This window comes from Parvularcula sp. LCG005, assembly GCF_032930845.1.
Taxonomy (GTDB): domain Bacteria; phylum Pseudomonadota; class Alphaproteobacteria; order Caulobacterales; family Parvularculaceae; genus Parvularcula.
Window position 1 is genome coordinate 746,937 of the sequence record NZ_CP136758.1, and the last position, 14,160, is coordinate 761,096.

Below are 14,160 nucleotides of genomic sequence, written 5' to 3' on the forward strand. Positions count from 1 at the left end.
CATGGCAATTGATATTCTGGTCGTGGACGACGAGCGCGATATCCGGGAACTTGTGTCGGGTATTCTTGAGGATGAGGGCTATGATCCGCGCATGGCCGCGGACAGCGACGCCGTGTTCGCCGCCGTCAAGGACCGCCTGCCGGCCATGGTCATTCTGGATATCTGGTTGCAGGGGTCCAAGCTCGATGGCCTGGGTATTCTGGCCGAACTCAAACAGGTGCATCCGGATCTGCCCGTCATCGTTATCTCCGGACACGGCAATGTGGAAACCGCCATCGCAGCGATCCGCAAGGGCGCCTACGACTATATCGAAAAGCCATTCAATGCTGACAAGCTGATCCTGACCGTCAAACGCGCGCTCGAGAATGCCCAGCTGCGCCGCGAGAATACTGACCTGAAGGAAAAATCGTCCGAACTCACCCTGATCGGCGACAGTAACGTGATGGTACAGCTTCGCTCGATGATCGACCGGATCGCCGATGCCCGGTCGCGCGTGATGATTGAGGGGCCGGTGGGTTCCGGCAAAGAGGTCGTCGCGCGGCGGCTGCACCGCCACTCAAAACGCTCGGGTCGTCCCTTTGTGGTCGTCAGCTCGGCCTCTATTGATCCTGCCCGAATGGAAGAGGCCCTGTTCGGCATCGAAGGGGATGATGGCCGTCCCCGGATGATCGGCCTGATGGAGCAGGCCCATGGCGGCACGCTTCTGTTTGATGAGGTCGGCGACATGCCGATCGAAACCCAGAACAAAATCTTGCGTGTCCTCGTGGACCAGCGCTTTACCCGGGTGGGCGGGACGACGCCCGTGACCGTTGATGTGCGGATCGTCTCGACCACGTCTGTCGACCTGCTGGCAGCCGCGGAAGATGGCCGGTTCCGCAAGGACCTCTATCACCGACTGGCGGTGGTTCATCTGGCGACACCGTCGCTGACCGCGCGTCGCGAGGATATCCCCGCGCTGGCTGATCACTTCCTGAAGACGCTGGCCGAATCGGGCGGCTTCAAGCGGCGGCACCTGACCGATGAGGCGGCGGCTGCACTGCAGACCTACACCTGGCCGGGCAATGTCCGTCAGCTGCGAAATGTCCTTGAGCGCACGCTGATCGTTTCCGGACGCGCGGTGTCCGATGCCATCGGCATTGAGCAGCTGCCCGAGGAAGTGGTGCAGTCAGGCCCGCGTCTTCCCGCCGGCGAGACGATGGAGCAGATCATCGCCCTGCCGCTGCGAGAGGCGAGGGAACGCTTTGAGCGGGAGTATCTGGTGGCCCAGATTGCCCGGTTTGCGGGGAACATTTCCCGCACTGCGGCTTTTATCGGGATGGAGCGTTCTGCGCTGCACCGGAAACTGAAGGCGCTGGGGGTGACGAGCAACAATCGCGAAGATTGATCCTCCAACACCGTGCATTGACGTTTTCCTGCCTTAAATGACGCTAAGGATAGGGGCAGGTCGATACCGGGCTTGTTGTGCGGTTTGCCGAAGAGCGGCACAATAATACGGCGATGGGGCCTGAATCCGGTGTCCCTGCGCAAGAGAGGATAGGCCTTTGGCCAGTAAACGCGACAAGAAGCGGCTTGATCAGGACCATGCGGCCAAGATGCCGAAGCCGGGTCCTTTTGCCTCCCTGCGAAACAGCTTCTTCACGGGCGTCGTCATCGCTGCGCCGCTGTTCATCACCGTGGCGGTCGTTTACTGGCTCGTGACTGGACCGCTGGCGAATTTCGACGGCTTTGTGCAGCGTAATATTCCCGATGCGTGGCTGCCGCCGCTGCCGCCTGATTATTACATCCCCGGACTTGGTGTTCTCGTCGCCGTCATCTTCCTCGTGCTGCTTGGCGTCATGGCGAAGAATTTCATCGGGCGCTTCCTGATCAATTTCGGTGAGCAGGTCCTCGATTCGATGCCGGTGGTGCGGAACCTCTACGGCTTCTTCAAGAACGTCTTCGAGATGGCGCTGCAGCAGTCCGAGCAGTCGTTCAAGGAAGTGGCGCTGATCGAATATCCGCGTCCCGGTCTTTGGACCCTTTGCTTCATCGTCACCTCCACCAAGGGGGAGGCGAAGCACTTGCTGAGCGATCTTGGCGATGACATGACGAATGTCTTCGTGCCCACAACGCCGAACCCGACCTCCGGCTTCCTGCTGTTTGTGCCGCGCTCAGAGCTGCGCATTCTTGAAATGACCGTTGAAGAAGGCGCGAAGATGATCTTCTCCGCCGGTCTGGTGGCACCTGAATTCGTAGTGCCGGGGACAGAGCCCATGCCTGAGCCCGCAAAGGCGGAAAGCACTCATCGTGGTTTTAACATTCTGCGGCGTCGCTCTGGCCCTGCGGAAACGCCTGTGGGTCCCCCACAGATTGTCGATGAGAAGGCGCCATAACCACAAGCGTGTGCCTGTCATGAAAATACTTCGATTATCAGCGCCTTAACCATACTGAATGGTTGTGGGGCGTTGCTGTAAGGTATACAATTTCCTTAAATTTGACTGGGGATTGAGTTATGCGTGCGTTGCTCGCTGTGATTATCGGGACTTCAACACTGTTTGCCGCTGCGGCTCATGCCGGCACGGTTTACTCTTACGAGGTTTCGAACCCCCGCCAGAATGATACCGCCGGAGTCGTGAACAAGGTCAGTGTCGACTACGATACGGATGACGTCCTGTCCTTTGCCGCGGCTTTTACTGCGAATAATGGGTTGCTGCCGCAGGCGGGCTGGTTTGTGCTCAGCCCCGGGCAGTATCCGCGCCTTTCCGGCAATGAGCTGGCGATCCTCTATCTCGATTTCGCTGGCGGCGATGTTTATGCCTACCGGTACAATGGCGTGGCGGGCACCTATGCCCACGGTCGTGAGACTTATCTCGACGAAGGCAATTTCATCACGTCGTATGAGGACGTTCTGTCTGTCGACTACAGCGGCGATGCGTCGTCCAAGCTGAGCATTGGTTTTGACAATCTCGATGTGTCTGCTCTTTCGCCCGGGACATTCGGGGATGAGTGGACGGGCGTTTCCTACGGGCCAGGCTTCGGTGGCTGGTTCCACTTCACCACCATGGACAGCTATTCCATTTCTAATGGCAAGATTTCTGGCTGGTACCCGAAATGGCAGTCTTGGTACGATGTTGACGGTAAGACCGCGACCGTGCCGGAGCCTGCAACCCTGGCTGGCCTCGCGCTTTTCGGTGTCGTTGGGCTTGGTCTCTACCGTCGCAACCGCCGCGGCGCTGCAAAGGCCTAACCGGCGCGCAGCAGTTTGACGGCGTCGTCCCGACTGAACAGATATAGCAGGATACGGAGCGCCTCACCGCGCTCCGTTTTCAGTTCCGGGTCTGTCATCACCGTACGTCTGGCATCATCGCTCGCCATTTGGAGCAGGCTGCCCTGACTGCCAATGTCGGCCATGCGGAATTGCGGAAAGCCGGACTGGGCCGTGCCCAGACTGTCGCCGGGTCCGCGAAGGGCCAGATCCTCCTCCGCGATCACAAAGCCGTCTTCGGTCTCCCGCAGCGCATTGAGCCGCGCCTTCGCCGTGGGCCCAAGCCCACTTTCGCCCGCGTGATAGAGGAGTATGCAGCTGGCAGGCTTGTCGCCGCGCCCGACCCGTCCGCGCAACTGATGCAGCTGAGCAAGGCCAAAGCGCTCGGCATGCTCAATGACGATGACCGTGGCGTTTGGTGTGTTCACGCCCACCTCAATGACCGTGGTCGCGACCAGGACCTGAATATCGCCGCGATAGAATGACGACACCACAGCATCTTTCTGCGGGCCCTTCATCTGCCCATGCACCAGGCCAACGGCGTCACCAAATCGTGCTTTCAGCGTTGCGGCCCGATCTTCCGCGGACACCATGTCCATGGTCTCCGATGGAGAGACGAGGGGGCAGACCCAATAGACCTGCTCACCCTTGGCGATTGTGCGCCCCACCGCCTCAATGACGGCGTCGAGACGCTGTGCGGGAATGGCTTTTGTCGCCACAGGTTTTCGGCCGGGCGGCTTCTCGCGGATCTGGCTGATATCCATGTCGCCATAGGTCGTGAGCGCCAGAGTACGGGGGATCGGCGTAGCGGTCATGACCAGAACGTCCGCCTGCTGTCCTTTGTCCTGCAACTCCAACCGCTGGGCAACGCCGAAACGGTGCTGCTCGTCCACGACGACAAGGCCAAGGTCGGCGAAGGCCACATCATCCGAGAAGAGCGCATGGGTGCCTACCACCACCTGAACATAACCCTTTCGAACGCCGTCACGCTTGGCCTGGCGCTCCTGTCCCTTGTCGCGCCCGGTGATCAGGACGCAGGCAATATTCAGGCGGTCACAAAGGGGGGCAATCTCGTCAAAATGCTGGCGCGCGAGAATTTCAGTTGGCGCCATCAGGGCCGCCTGGGCGCCCGCTTCGACGGCTGTCAGCAGGGCAAGGAGGGCGACGACCGTCTTGCCAGAGCCCACGTCACCCTGCACAAGCCGCACCATCCGGGACGGTGCCGCCATGTCTGTCGTAATATCGTGCAGGGCCTCTTCCTGACCGGCCGTGAGGCGGAAGGGCAGCGCTTCGCGAACGGCTGCTGTCAACTGCCCGTCGCCCTTCAGAATGCGGCCGGGCCGGCTGGCGCGCCGTGCACGGATCAGGGCGAGCGCCAGCTGGTGTGCCAGAATTTCGTCATAGGCCAGGCGCCGGCGCGCGGTGCTGTCGGCGGACAGATCCAGCTTGCTGGACGGCTGGTGCGCGGCGATGAGCGCGGCTTTCCAGTCGGGCCAACGCTCCTTCTGCAGAACGTCCTCTGCCAGCCATTCAGGCACATCGGGGGTCCGGTCAACAGCCTGCTCGACGGCCCGCCGAATGGTTTTTCCCGCCAGACCCGCGGTCAGGGGATAGACTGGCTCAATCAATGGCAGGGTGGAGAATTCATCGGGAGAGATGATATAGTCAGGATGCGCCATTTGGCGCTCACTGCCGTAATATTCGACCGTGCCGGAGACGAGGCGCGTCTGCCCCGTGGGCAGGCTCCGGTGCAGGAAATCAGCTCGGGGCCTGAAAAAAATCAGCGTGAGATAGCCGGTATCATCCGAACACAGCACCTTCCATGGCACGAGGCTCTTGCCCCGTGGTGGCTCGTGGTGGCTGTCCACATGCACGGAAATCGTGGCGAGGCGCCCATCCTCAGCGTCAGCGATCCTGGGCCGATAGGTACGATCGACAATATTCTGGGGCAGAGTCCACAGAAGATCCACGATCCGGGGGCCCGCAACTTTGGACACGAGCGGCGCGGTTTTGGGGCCGATGCCCTTGAGCACCGTGATGTCCTGGAACAGGGGATTGAGCAAAGCCGGTCGCATGGCGGTACCTTAGTCGGCTTTGCGCCTTTGGCGAAGTCGGATCAGGCGGATGTCTCGAGCCGCTGCGCGGCACGATGACGGGCGGCCGTGCTGTCGGTATCTTCAAGATGAATCAGCCCGACCAGACGCCGAATGATCATTTCCTCATAGGGCGCTTTCTGCTCATCGGTGAGCGCAATCATCCACATGTCTTCGATCAATTTCAGTTTTCCCTCGCGATCGAGACCCTCTTTGACGACCCGTGAAAAGCCATAGAGATCGTTGGCTGCTGCCTGTTCCTGTTCAGCCTGGTCACGCAGGGCCTTAGCTTCCGCTTGCGTCTTGCCAAACTGGGCCGCAACCAGATGGTCGATCATGGCACGCTCTTCATCCGTATACTCTTCGTCAGCGCGGGCCGCTTCAACGAGAAGGGCCGTGAAGGCGAGCGGCAGGGCGTCTGCTTCGACGGCGTCGTTATTCTGGTCCTTGCGGAACTGCGCGAAGAGTTTGTCGAGCATGGCGGTCTCCTATTGTGCCTCGTCATCGGGCGAAAAGTCATCGGGCGAAAATGTCTGCACCGCGTCCAGCGCACGGCGATCCTTCTTGGTCGGGCGACCGGCACCGGCCGCCCTTTCAAAGGGAATGGGGGCACGGACGGGCCGTGGCAAGGGCGGGGGTGAATGATCGATATAAAGGGCCTGGGCCTCAGGCGCCGGGCCGCGGCGTTCACCGAGAGCCCTCACTTCGACCACGACCAGTTGCGGGCCGCGTGTGAAGGCCAGCGTGTCGCCGGGCCGGACGTTGAAACTTGCCTTCTCCACACGCTGGGTCTGCCCTGACCGTGTCAGGCGGATGCCGTGGTCGGCGACAGCCCGCGCGGCAATGCTCCGTGTCTTGAACATGCGCGCGTGCCAGAGCCAGCGGTCAATGCGCAGGCTCTCTTGCGCCTCAGTCATGGCCGTCCCTGCAGACAAAAGTCATCGCTTGGACGGCTCAGGAACGACGTCTTATTCGTCGGTGTCAGAAGCATCCTCATCTTCATCATCCGCGCTGTCCTCGTCGCTTGTATTATCGTCAGCGGCACTGCCCTGGGTCATGCGGCGAACAACGTTCGCGGCTTCGCTAGGCTCATCCTCCGCATCTGCGTCCTCAGTCGCGTCCTCTGCTGGCTGCGGTGCTGGGGCAGGTTCAGTTGTTTCATCCTCGCTCGCGTCCTCTTCGGTGGCGGTGGCGGATGTTGCAGGTTCATCTTCTTGTGCGGGAGCGGGCGTTGCCAAAGGCGCGGCGGCTGGCGTCGCCTCAGTCTCTGGCATATCGCCGACGGACGGCTGTTTGTTGTCCATCGCGTCATTGGCGGGTGGGGCCGCAGGACCAGCTGGCGCTGGCTCGGCGGTATCGTCCGAAGCCGGTGCATCTTCCGTTGCGGGCGTCTCAGCGGCTGGCGCAGGCGTCTCAGCAGCGGGAGCAGGCGTTACTGGCGGCGCTGCCGGGGCAGCCGCAGGTTGGGCAGGACCCTTCTTGACCGCGGCGCTGGCATCATTGTCCGTGTTCATCAGATCATCGAACAGCTGGCCTGTCATCTTCTCGCCATTGATGAAGTCCCAGGCATATTGCCGGTTCATGTCCGCTAGCGGATCGGCAGCGATAACATCTTCGCGCGATGAGCCCTTCATCATCTCGGCGCGAACCATGCGGCGCGCCTTGCGGATCATCGCGATCGTGTCGCGAACGTCCTGGCGGTTGGAGACAGGGCCGTGACCGGGCACGATGGTTGTCTCGGCATTGCTGAGGCTCGCCACCTTGTTGAGGGCCGCCAGCACGCCTTCGACCGAACCGCCCGAATTGATATCGATAAAGGGATAGCGGCCGGAGAACAGCGTATCACCGGTGTGGATCAGGTTGGCATCCACGAAATGGACGATGGCATCCCCATCCGTGTGCGCGTTCGGCACATGGACCACGTGGATGGTTTTCCCATTCCAGTGGAAGGTTGCTTCCTCAGAGAAGGTGATGACGGGCAGGGCGTTGCTTTGCAGATCGCCGGTTTTGGCCTGCTCGGCCAGGCGGGCCCGCACATTGTCATGGGCTACGATGGTGGCGCCGGCATTGTAGAACGCGGCATTGCCGCCCGTGTGATCGCCGTGAAAATGCGTGTTCAGGACAAAGACCACCGGCATGTCCGAGACCTGCTTGATCAGGTCGAGATTGGCTTTGGCAATATCGGCAAACTGGTCATCGATGACGAAGACGCCGTCCGGTCCGGTTGAGAACAGGATATTCCCCCCGCGACCCATGATGGCATAGAGGCCGTCGCCCAGATCCTGTCGCTTCGATGCGGGTGTTGCCTGCTGCTGTGTCACAGCGGCGGCCGCTGTCATGACCTTGGTATCGTGTGATACCGCCGGATGGGCTGTCATGGCTGTCGTTGCGGCAATCAGGGCAATAATCGATGTCATGTCGGTTCACTCTCCGGGCTACTGCTTCTCGTCCCAACTCGGCATATAGACCTTGTGAGCCGACTTGCCCGCCCCCCAGCAAAATTTTGTGTCACAGGCGCGGTATCCTGCCGCAATCCGAACTCAGAAGATGAGAAAATGCCAACAAGGCGCGCTATTTACGCCCCGTTCTGTTGCGCCTGGAGAGAAGGGTGGATAATTGTGTCTATCCGATAGCGAAACTGATTTTACATGACTTGGTCCCCCGACAGCTGGCGCAGCAAGCCGGCGAAGCATATTCCAGAAGATTATCCAGATCCCGCAGCGCTGGCTGCGGTGGAGACGGAGCTGAAATCCTATCCGCCGCTGGTGTTTGCCGGTGAGGCGCGCTCGCTCAAGGCCCGGCTGGCTGATGTGTCTCGGGGCGAAGCCTTCCTCCTGCAGGGCGGCGACTGCGCGGAAAGCTTCAAGGAATTCCATCCCGACAATATCCGCGATACCTTTCGCGTTCTGTTGCAGATGGCGGTGGCGCTGACCTTCGGGGCATCCATGCCTGTGGTGAAGGTGGGCCGTATTGCCGGGCAGTTCGGCAAGCCGCGGTCTTCGCCGGTTGAGACGCGAGACGGCGTCACACTGCCCAGTTATCGCGGTGACAATATCAACGCGATGGACTTCACGCCCGAGGCTCGGATTCCCGATCCCCAGCGTTTGTTGCGCGGCTACGGCCAGTCCGCCGCCACGCTCAACCTGATCCGGGCGCTCGCCAAGGGCGGCTATGCCGATCTGCGCAACGTGCATCGGTGGATGCTCGATTTCGTCGGCGGCGCACCGCAGGCAGAAAAATACGAGGTGCTGGCCGACAAGATTTCCGAGGCGATGGCCTTCATGGACGCCTGCGGCATCACGGCGGGCAGTTCGAAGGCCATGTCGGAAGTGGAGTTCTACACCAGCCATGAGGGCCTGCTTCTCGGCTTTGAGCAGGCGATGACACGCAAGGATTCGACCAGCGGTGACTGGTACGACACCTCGGCGCACATGATCTGGATCGGCGACCGGACCCGCCAGCCCGACGGAGCCCATGTGGAATTCTGTCGCGGTATCCGCAATCCGATTGGCATCAAATGTGGCCCGACGCTGGAGCCTGATGACCTGATGGAGCTCCTCGATATTCTCAGCCCCGACAATGAGGCTGGCCGCATCGTGCTGATCTCCCGCTTCGGGGCCAACAAGGTGGGCGAGGGCCTGCCCCGTCTTCTGCGCCGGGTTCAGGCGGAAGGCCGGAATGTCGTCTGGTCATCGGATCCGATGCACGGCAACACCACCACGACCGAGACGGGCTACAAGACTCGCGGCTTTGACAATATTCTGTCCGAAGTGATGCAGTTCTTTGAAGTCTGCCGCGCTGAAGGCGCCTATCCGGGCGGTGTCCATTTCGAGATGACCGGCCAGGACGTGACCGAATGTGTCGGCGGTGGTCAGGCGATCACGGCAGAAGACCTGTCGAGCCGCTATCACACTCATTGCGACCCGCGTCTGAATGCCACCCAGGCGCTGGAACTGGCGTTCATTCTGGCGGACACGATGCACAAGGATCGTCGCGCCACGAACTGATCAGAGGAGGCAGGCAGATGTTCACACGGTACTTATCCGGCCTGTTCGTTTGCCTGCTCTCGCTGTGTGTATCCGGCGCGCAAGCCGCCCCGCCGGCCAATTTCCTTTATACAGGCGAAGAGCTTGACGAGCGGACGCTTGCATTGCTGGCGCGGCCGGATATTGACGGCATACAGATTATCTATAACTGGCGTGAGCTTGAGCCTGCCGAGGGGGAATTTGATTTCTCCGCCATCAGAGCAGATCTTGAGAGTGTTCAGACCCTCGACAAGAAGCTTTTCATTCAGCTTCAGGATCGGTTTTTCTCCAGTCAATGGCGGCCAATCCCGCAATATATCCTGACAGAGCCCGACTATGCCGGTGGCCTGGTGCCCCAGATTGACAATCCCGGGGAGGGCGTGCCGCAGCAGCAGGGTTGGGTGACGATACAGTGGAACCCCTTTGTCCGCGCGCGCTTTCAGAACCTCATCATCGCGCTGGCCGACGAATTTGATGGTGATATCTACGGCATCAATCTGCCCGAATCAGCAATCGATATCGATCAGGAGGCGGATGAGACCGGTTTTTCCTGTGACCGCTACTATCGGGCGACACTTGAAAATGTCCGCGTGGCCAGTACTGCCTTCAGGACCTCTCATGTCGTGCAGTACGTGAATTTCTGGCCCTGCGAATGGAACAACGACCAAGGCTATATGCAGGACATTTTCGAGGACGCGGTGGCACAGGGCTATGGCCTTGGGGGACCGGACATCGTGCCCTATCGCCGTGGGCAGATGAAGAACGCCTATCCCTTTTTCAACAAGCACCGCGAAGAGCTCGATCTGGTAGCCATGGCGGTGCAGGAGCCGACGCTCACCTATACCAATCCCGAAACGGGGGCGCAGTTCGAGCGTGAGGACTTTGTCGATTTTGCCCAGAACTATCTTGGCGTCGATGTCATCTTCTGGACGGTTGAGGCACCGTGGCTGACGGACTAGGCACGTAATCCTGCGTAACCTCCTGTGATGTGCGCTGCAGCAAAGCTAGGCTAGAAAGCCCTCATGACAAAGAATTTGAAAGCCGGTGTGGCCGGCGCCGGCGTTTTTGGCGGCTACCACGCAAACAAATATATCGAAGTCGATGGTGCTGATCTGGTTGCCATTTTTGATGTCGACCCTGTCCGCGCCGATGCTGCCACGAAGGATCGCCCCGCGACAGCCTATAGCGACTTTGGCCTGTTCCTCAGCCAGATCGACGTTCTGACCATCGCAACGCCTGCATCGACCCACGGTGACCTTGCGCTGCAAGCGATTGAAGCGGGCAAGTCGGTTCTTGTGGAAAAGCCGATCGCTATGGAGCTCGCACTGGCCAATCGGTTGATCGCGGCGGCGGAAAAGCACAATGTGACGCTGCAGGTGGGGCATCAGGAACGGTATGTGGCCGAGGCGCTTGGGCTCTTGTCGCGCGGTACACCGCAATCGCTGCGTTCTCGCCGCCTGAACAAGTTCTCAGGCCGCGCGATGGACGTCTCTGTCGTCTTTGATCTGATGATCCACGACCTTGATCTTCTGGCCCAGGTGACGCCGCTCGACGGTGTGGTCATCGACCGCATTGATGCGCGGTTTGAACATGGCGACAAGGCGGATTATGTCGATGTTGATCTTCGCTTTGCTTCCGGTCTGACCGCAACGCTGTCAGCATCACGGATGGAGGAAACGCCGATCCGTGACCTTCTTCTGAATTATGAAGAGGGCGAGATCGGCGTGAATTTTCTGGCGCGCGAAACGACGAATACGACGCAGACGCCGTTGCCGTTCCAGTTCAGTGACGACGAAAAGCCACCGGCGCTGATCGACCCGCTGCGTTACGGGACGCAGTGTTTCGTGAACGCGGTCAAAGCGGGCACTGTGCCGCCCGTGACGGGAGCGGATGGACGCAATGCGTTGATGCTGGCACTGATGATTGAAGAGGCCGCGATGGCCCAAGGAGACAAGTCATGAACGGCGTAGCCAACCTCGCTCTCGAACGGGAATCCCGCGTAGGCACCATCGCCTTCATTGACCTGAAGGCGCAGCAGAAAGTCATTCGTGAGAAGGTCGAAAAGCGTCTTCTGGCTGTTCTGGACCATGGCCGATATATTGGCGGGCCGGAGATCGAAGAGCTCGAAACTACGTTGGCGGAGAAAGTGGGCGTCAAGCACTGTATTGCCTGCTCATCCGGCACCGATGCGCTGATCATTCCGATGATGGGCCTTGGTCTGGAGAAAACCGACGCGGTCTTCATTCCCGCCTTCACCTATAACGCCACGGCCAACGCCGTCATTGTCGCCGGCGGTACACCGATTTTTGTCGATATCGACCCCGAAACCCTGAACATGTCGCCGGCGGACCTCACCACCAGAATTGATCAGGCCAAGGCGGCTGGCATGCGGCCGCGCGCGGTCTGCCCTGTAGACCTCTTTGGTTTGCCTGCTGACTATCTGGCGATCGGCCAGATTGCAGCCAAGGAGGGCATGGTCCTGTTCAGTGACGGGGCCCAGAGCTTTGGCGGACGCCAGAATGGTCGTTGGGTTGGGGCCTTGGCGCCGGTAACCGGCACCAGCTTCTTTCCCGGCAAGGCCCTGGGCGCCTATGGCGATGCGGGCGCAACGTTTACAGATGACGAAAACATGGCGGAAATCTGCCAGTCCATCCGCTGGCATGGCACGGATGAAAAGCGCGCGCAGTCCGTCCGTGTCGGTATCAATGGCCGGATGAGCACGTTCCAGGCGGCGGTGCTGTTGGAGAAAAACGCCATTTTCTGGGATGAGCTGGAGCAGCGCAAGCGGGTTGCAGCCATCTATGATGAACGGCTGGCGGGTCTTGCGGATCCCCAGCACGTGCCTGCTGGCAGTGAACACGGCTATGGCTATTACACCGTTCAGGTCGAAAACCGCGACGCCGTTCGGGAAAAAATGGGCGTCGCCGGTGTGCCGACGGCTGTCTATTACATGACGCCGCTGCATCATATGCCAGCCTTTTCTAGCTACGCGCCAGAAGGGGGGATGCCGGTCTCCGAGGCGGCCACATCGCGTGTCCTGTCACTGCCGATGCACCCCTACCTGACTGACGAGCAGGCGCATTTTGTCTGTGATGTGTTCGCCGCCGCGGTGAAAGAGGCTTAGCGCAGCATGGACCGTCTGCGGATCGCACTTGCCCAGCTTAATCCGGTCGTCGGCGATATCGCTGGCAATCTGGCCAGGATCAGTGCGGCCCGCGATGAGGCAGCTCGTCTGGGGGCGGATCTTGTCGTCTGCCCTGAGCTGATTGTGTCTGGTTATCCGCCGGAGGATCTGGTCCTCCGACCGGCCTATGTTACAGCCTGTCAGGCCGCCGTGGAGAAATTCGCAAAGTCGACGGCGAACGGACCGGCTGTTCTGATCGGTTCGCCATGGCCGAGCGATGATCAGTTCGACGTCAGACCCTACAACGCGTCTATTCTGTGCGCGGACGGAACAGTCGCTGGCATCGAGTACAAGGCCTGCCTCCCCAACTATGGTGTGTTTGACGAGCCCCGAACGTTTCGTCCCGGTCCGGGGGCCAAACCTGTGATGTTCAAGGGCATCAGTCTCGGCCTCCTGATCTGTGAGGACATGTGGTATCCCGGTCCGGCGGCTGCTCTGGCCGAGGCGGGCGCTGAAATCTTTATCGTTCCCCACGGCTCACCGTTTCGGGAAACGGCGGCGGCTGAACGTCTTGCTCAGGCAGAAGCACGGGTGGCCGAACACGACCGTCCCCTGATCTTTGTGAATCAGGTGGGGGGGCAGGATGAGCTTGTCTTCGATGGCGGCGCATTCTGCATCTCGCCCGGCGGTGGACGTCATCAGGCCCCCCGTTTCGAAGACGGCGTCTATCTGACGGAATGGTCCATGGTCGGTGGTCACTGGACCTGTACCGATGGACCGCAGGCGGAGTGGCCTGAGCATCATGAAAAGCTTTACCGGGCACTGGTGCTCGGCACTCGCGATTATGTGCAAAAGAGCGGCTTTCAGAAGATCGTGCTTGGTCTGTCCGGCGGGATCGACAGCGCCATGGTGGCGGCGATTGCGGTTGATGCGCTGGGGTCCGAAAATGTTCACTGCGTCATGCTGCCATCACGCTATACGAGCGGGGACAGCCTCGAGGATGCTGCGATCTGCGCGAACAGGCTGGACGTGAAATATGACACGGTCGGTATTGAGCGGGGCGTAGCGGCGCTTGATGAGATGATGGCGGATATGTTCCGTGGCCGGGACAGTGACGTCACGGAAGAAAACATTCAGTCGCGCCTGCGCGGTGTCGTGCTCATGGCGGTGTCCAATAAATTCGGGTCGATGGTTCTGACCACCGGGAATAAGTCCGAGATGGCGGTCGGCTACGCAACCCTCTACGGTGACATGAATGGCGGCTATAATCCGCTTAAAGATGTTTACAAGACCACTGTTTTCGAACTCGCCCGATGGCGCAACGCGCATCGGCCGGAAGGTCTGCTAGGACCGAAGGGAGAGGTTATTCCTCCACGGATTATTGAAAAGCCCCCATCGGCCGAGTTGCGCGAAGATCAGAAGGATGAGGACAGCCTGCCGTCCTATGAGGTGCTGGACGATATTCTGCACGGGCTGATCGAAAAGGAAGAGGGCGCCGATGTGATCGCAGCGCGCGGCCACGATCTTGCGCTTGTTCTCAAGATCCAGCGCCTTTTGTATCTTGCGGAATACAAACGTCGTCAGGCGCCGCCAGGCCCGAAGGTTTCGACCAAAAACTTCGGGCGCGATCGGCGATACCCGATCGTCAATCGGTGGCGCGACCCCGATTGAGCC

At 60.2% G+C, this 14,160-nt stretch carries 12 protein-coding genes; 8 read left to right on the forward strand and 4 right to left on the reverse strand.

All coding sequences use genetic code 11. The annotated features are described in order from the left end of the window. The first annotated feature begins 1 nt into the window (after position 1). The 3 genes from RUI03_RS03505 (at position 2) to RUI03_RS03515 (ending at position 3,226) form a co-directional block, all read left to right on the forward strand. Positions 2–1,384, forward strand: a complete 1,383-nt coding sequence (locus RUI03_RS03505) for a sigma-54 dependent transcriptional regulator (RefSeq protein WP_317288904.1) — start codon at positions 2–4, stop codon at positions 1,382–1,384. Positions 1,385–1,541: 157 nt separating this feature from the next. Next, positions 1,542–2,372 (forward strand): DUF502 domain-containing protein, encoded by an 831-nt coding sequence (locus RUI03_RS03510; protein ID WP_317288905.1) that lies wholly within the window; start codon positions 1,542–1,544, stop codon positions 2,370–2,372. A gap of 119 nt (positions 2,373–2,491) precedes the next feature. Next, complete coding sequence (locus RUI03_RS03515; RefSeq protein WP_317288906.1) at positions 2,492–3,226, forward strand: PEP-CTERM sorting domain-containing protein; 735 nt, start codon at positions 2,492–2,494, stop codon at positions 3,224–3,226. On the opposite strand, the gene recG is transcribed toward RUI03_RS03515, so the two are convergent. The 4 genes from recG to RUI03_RS03535 are packed head-to-tail and all read right to left on the reverse strand — an operon-like array spanning position 3,223 to position 7,754. Next, entirely contained in the window at positions 3,223–5,319 is a 2,097-nt protein-coding gene (recG, locus tag RUI03_RS03520) for an ATP-dependent DNA helicase RecG (protein ID WP_317288907.1), read from the reverse strand. The two genes, RUI03_RS03515 and recG, sit on opposite strands and share 4 nt — an antisense overlap. 41 nt (positions 5,320–5,360) lie before the next feature. Next, the gene (locus RUI03_RS03525) at positions 5,361–5,816 is read right to left on the reverse strand and encodes a TerB family tellurite resistance protein (protein WP_317288908.1); all 456 of its coding nucleotides are present in this window, start codon (positions 5,814–5,816) and stop codon (positions 5,361–5,363) included. Positions 5,817–5,825: 9 nt separating this feature from the next. Next, the gene (locus RUI03_RS03530; RefSeq protein WP_317288909.1) at positions 5,826–6,254 is read right to left on the reverse strand and encodes an RNA-binding S4 domain-containing protein; all 429 of its coding nucleotides are present in this window, start codon (positions 6,252–6,254) and stop codon (positions 5,826–5,828) included. A gap of 51 nt (positions 6,255–6,305) precedes the next feature. Next, a complete protein-coding gene (locus RUI03_RS03535) occupies positions 6,306–7,754 on the reverse strand; it encodes an MBL fold metallo-hydrolase (RefSeq protein ID WP_317288910.1) in 1,449 nt (482 codons plus the stop codon). Between the two features lie 231 nt (positions 7,755–7,985). Here RUI03_RS03535 and RUI03_RS03540 point away from each other — a divergent pair, with 231 nt between their 5' ends. From RUI03_RS03540 to RUI03_RS03560, 5 genes are all read left to right on the forward strand, one after another. Beyond that, on the forward strand, positions 7,986–9,344 hold the full coding sequence (locus tag RUI03_RS03540) for a class II 3-deoxy-7-phosphoheptulonate synthase (protein ID WP_317288911.1): 1,359 nt from the start codon (positions 7,986–7,988) through the stop codon (positions 9,342–9,344). 17 nt (positions 9,345–9,361) lie between these two features. Then, entirely contained in the window at positions 9,362–10,321 is a 960-nt protein-coding gene (locus RUI03_RS03545) for a hypothetical protein (RefSeq protein ID WP_317288912.1), read from the forward strand. A gap of 63 nt (positions 10,322–10,384) precedes the next feature. Then, positions 10,385–11,323 carry a Gfo/Idh/MocA family oxidoreductase gene (locus RUI03_RS03550; protein WP_317288913.1) on the forward strand — a complete coding sequence of 313 codons (939 nt, stop codon included), beginning with the start codon at positions 10,385–10,387 and terminating at the stop codon, positions 11,321–11,323. Further along, positions 11,320–12,486, forward strand: a complete 1,167-nt coding sequence (locus RUI03_RS03555; protein WP_317288914.1) for a DegT/DnrJ/EryC1/StrS family aminotransferase — start codon at positions 11,320–11,322, stop codon at positions 12,484–12,486. The genes RUI03_RS03550 and RUI03_RS03555 overlap by 4 nt, the downstream gene beginning before the upstream one ends. Before the next feature lie 6 nt (positions 12,487–12,492). Beyond that, positions 12,493–14,157 carry an NAD+ synthase gene (locus RUI03_RS03560; RefSeq protein ID WP_317288915.1) on the forward strand — a complete coding sequence of 555 codons (1,665 nt, stop codon included), beginning with the start codon at positions 12,493–12,495 and terminating at the stop codon, positions 14,155–14,157. The last annotated feature ends 3 nt before the right edge of the window (positions 14,158–14,160 follow it).

Excerpts from the sequence above, each read along its gene's own strand:
- RUI03_RS03505 (WP_317288904.1), top strand. The coding sequence starts at position 2 with ATGGCAATTGATATTCTGGTCGTGGACGACGAGCGCGATATCCGGGAA.
- RUI03_RS03515 (WP_317288906.1), top strand. The coding sequence starts at position 2,492 with ATGCGTGCGTTGCTCGCTGTGATTATCGGGACTTCAACACTGTTTGCC.
- recG (WP_317288907.1), bottom strand. The coding sequence starts at position 5,319 with ATGCGACCGGCTTTGCTCAATCCCCTGTTCCAGGACATCACGGTGCTC.
- RUI03_RS03525 (WP_317288908.1), bottom strand. The coding sequence starts at position 5,816 with ATGCTCGACAAACTCTTCGCGCAGTTCCGCAAGGACCAGAATAACGAC.
- RUI03_RS03530 (WP_317288909.1), bottom strand. The coding sequence starts at position 6,254 with ATGACTGAGGCGCAAGAGAGCCTGCGCATTGACCGCTGGCTCTGGCAC.
- RUI03_RS03535 (WP_317288910.1), bottom strand. The coding sequence starts at position 7,754 with ATGACATCGATTATTGCCCTGATTGCCGCAACGACAGCCATGACAGCC.
- RUI03_RS03540 (WP_317288911.1), top strand. The coding sequence starts at position 7,986 with ATGACTTGGTCCCCCGACAGCTGGCGCAGCAAGCCGGCGAAGCATATT.
- RUI03_RS03545 (WP_317288912.1), top strand. The coding sequence starts at position 9,362 with ATGTTCACACGGTACTTATCCGGCCTGTTCGTTTGCCTGCTCTCGCTG.
- RUI03_RS03550 (WP_317288913.1), top strand. The coding sequence starts at position 10,385 with ATGACAAAGAATTTGAAAGCCGGTGTGGCCGGCGCCGGCGTTTTTGGC.
- RUI03_RS03555 (WP_317288914.1), top strand. The coding sequence starts at position 11,320 with ATGAACGGCGTAGCCAACCTCGCTCTCGAACGGGAATCCCGCGTAGGC.
- RUI03_RS03560 (WP_317288915.1), top strand. The coding sequence starts at position 12,493 with ATGGACCGTCTGCGGATCGCACTTGCCCAGCTTAATCCGGTCGTCGGC.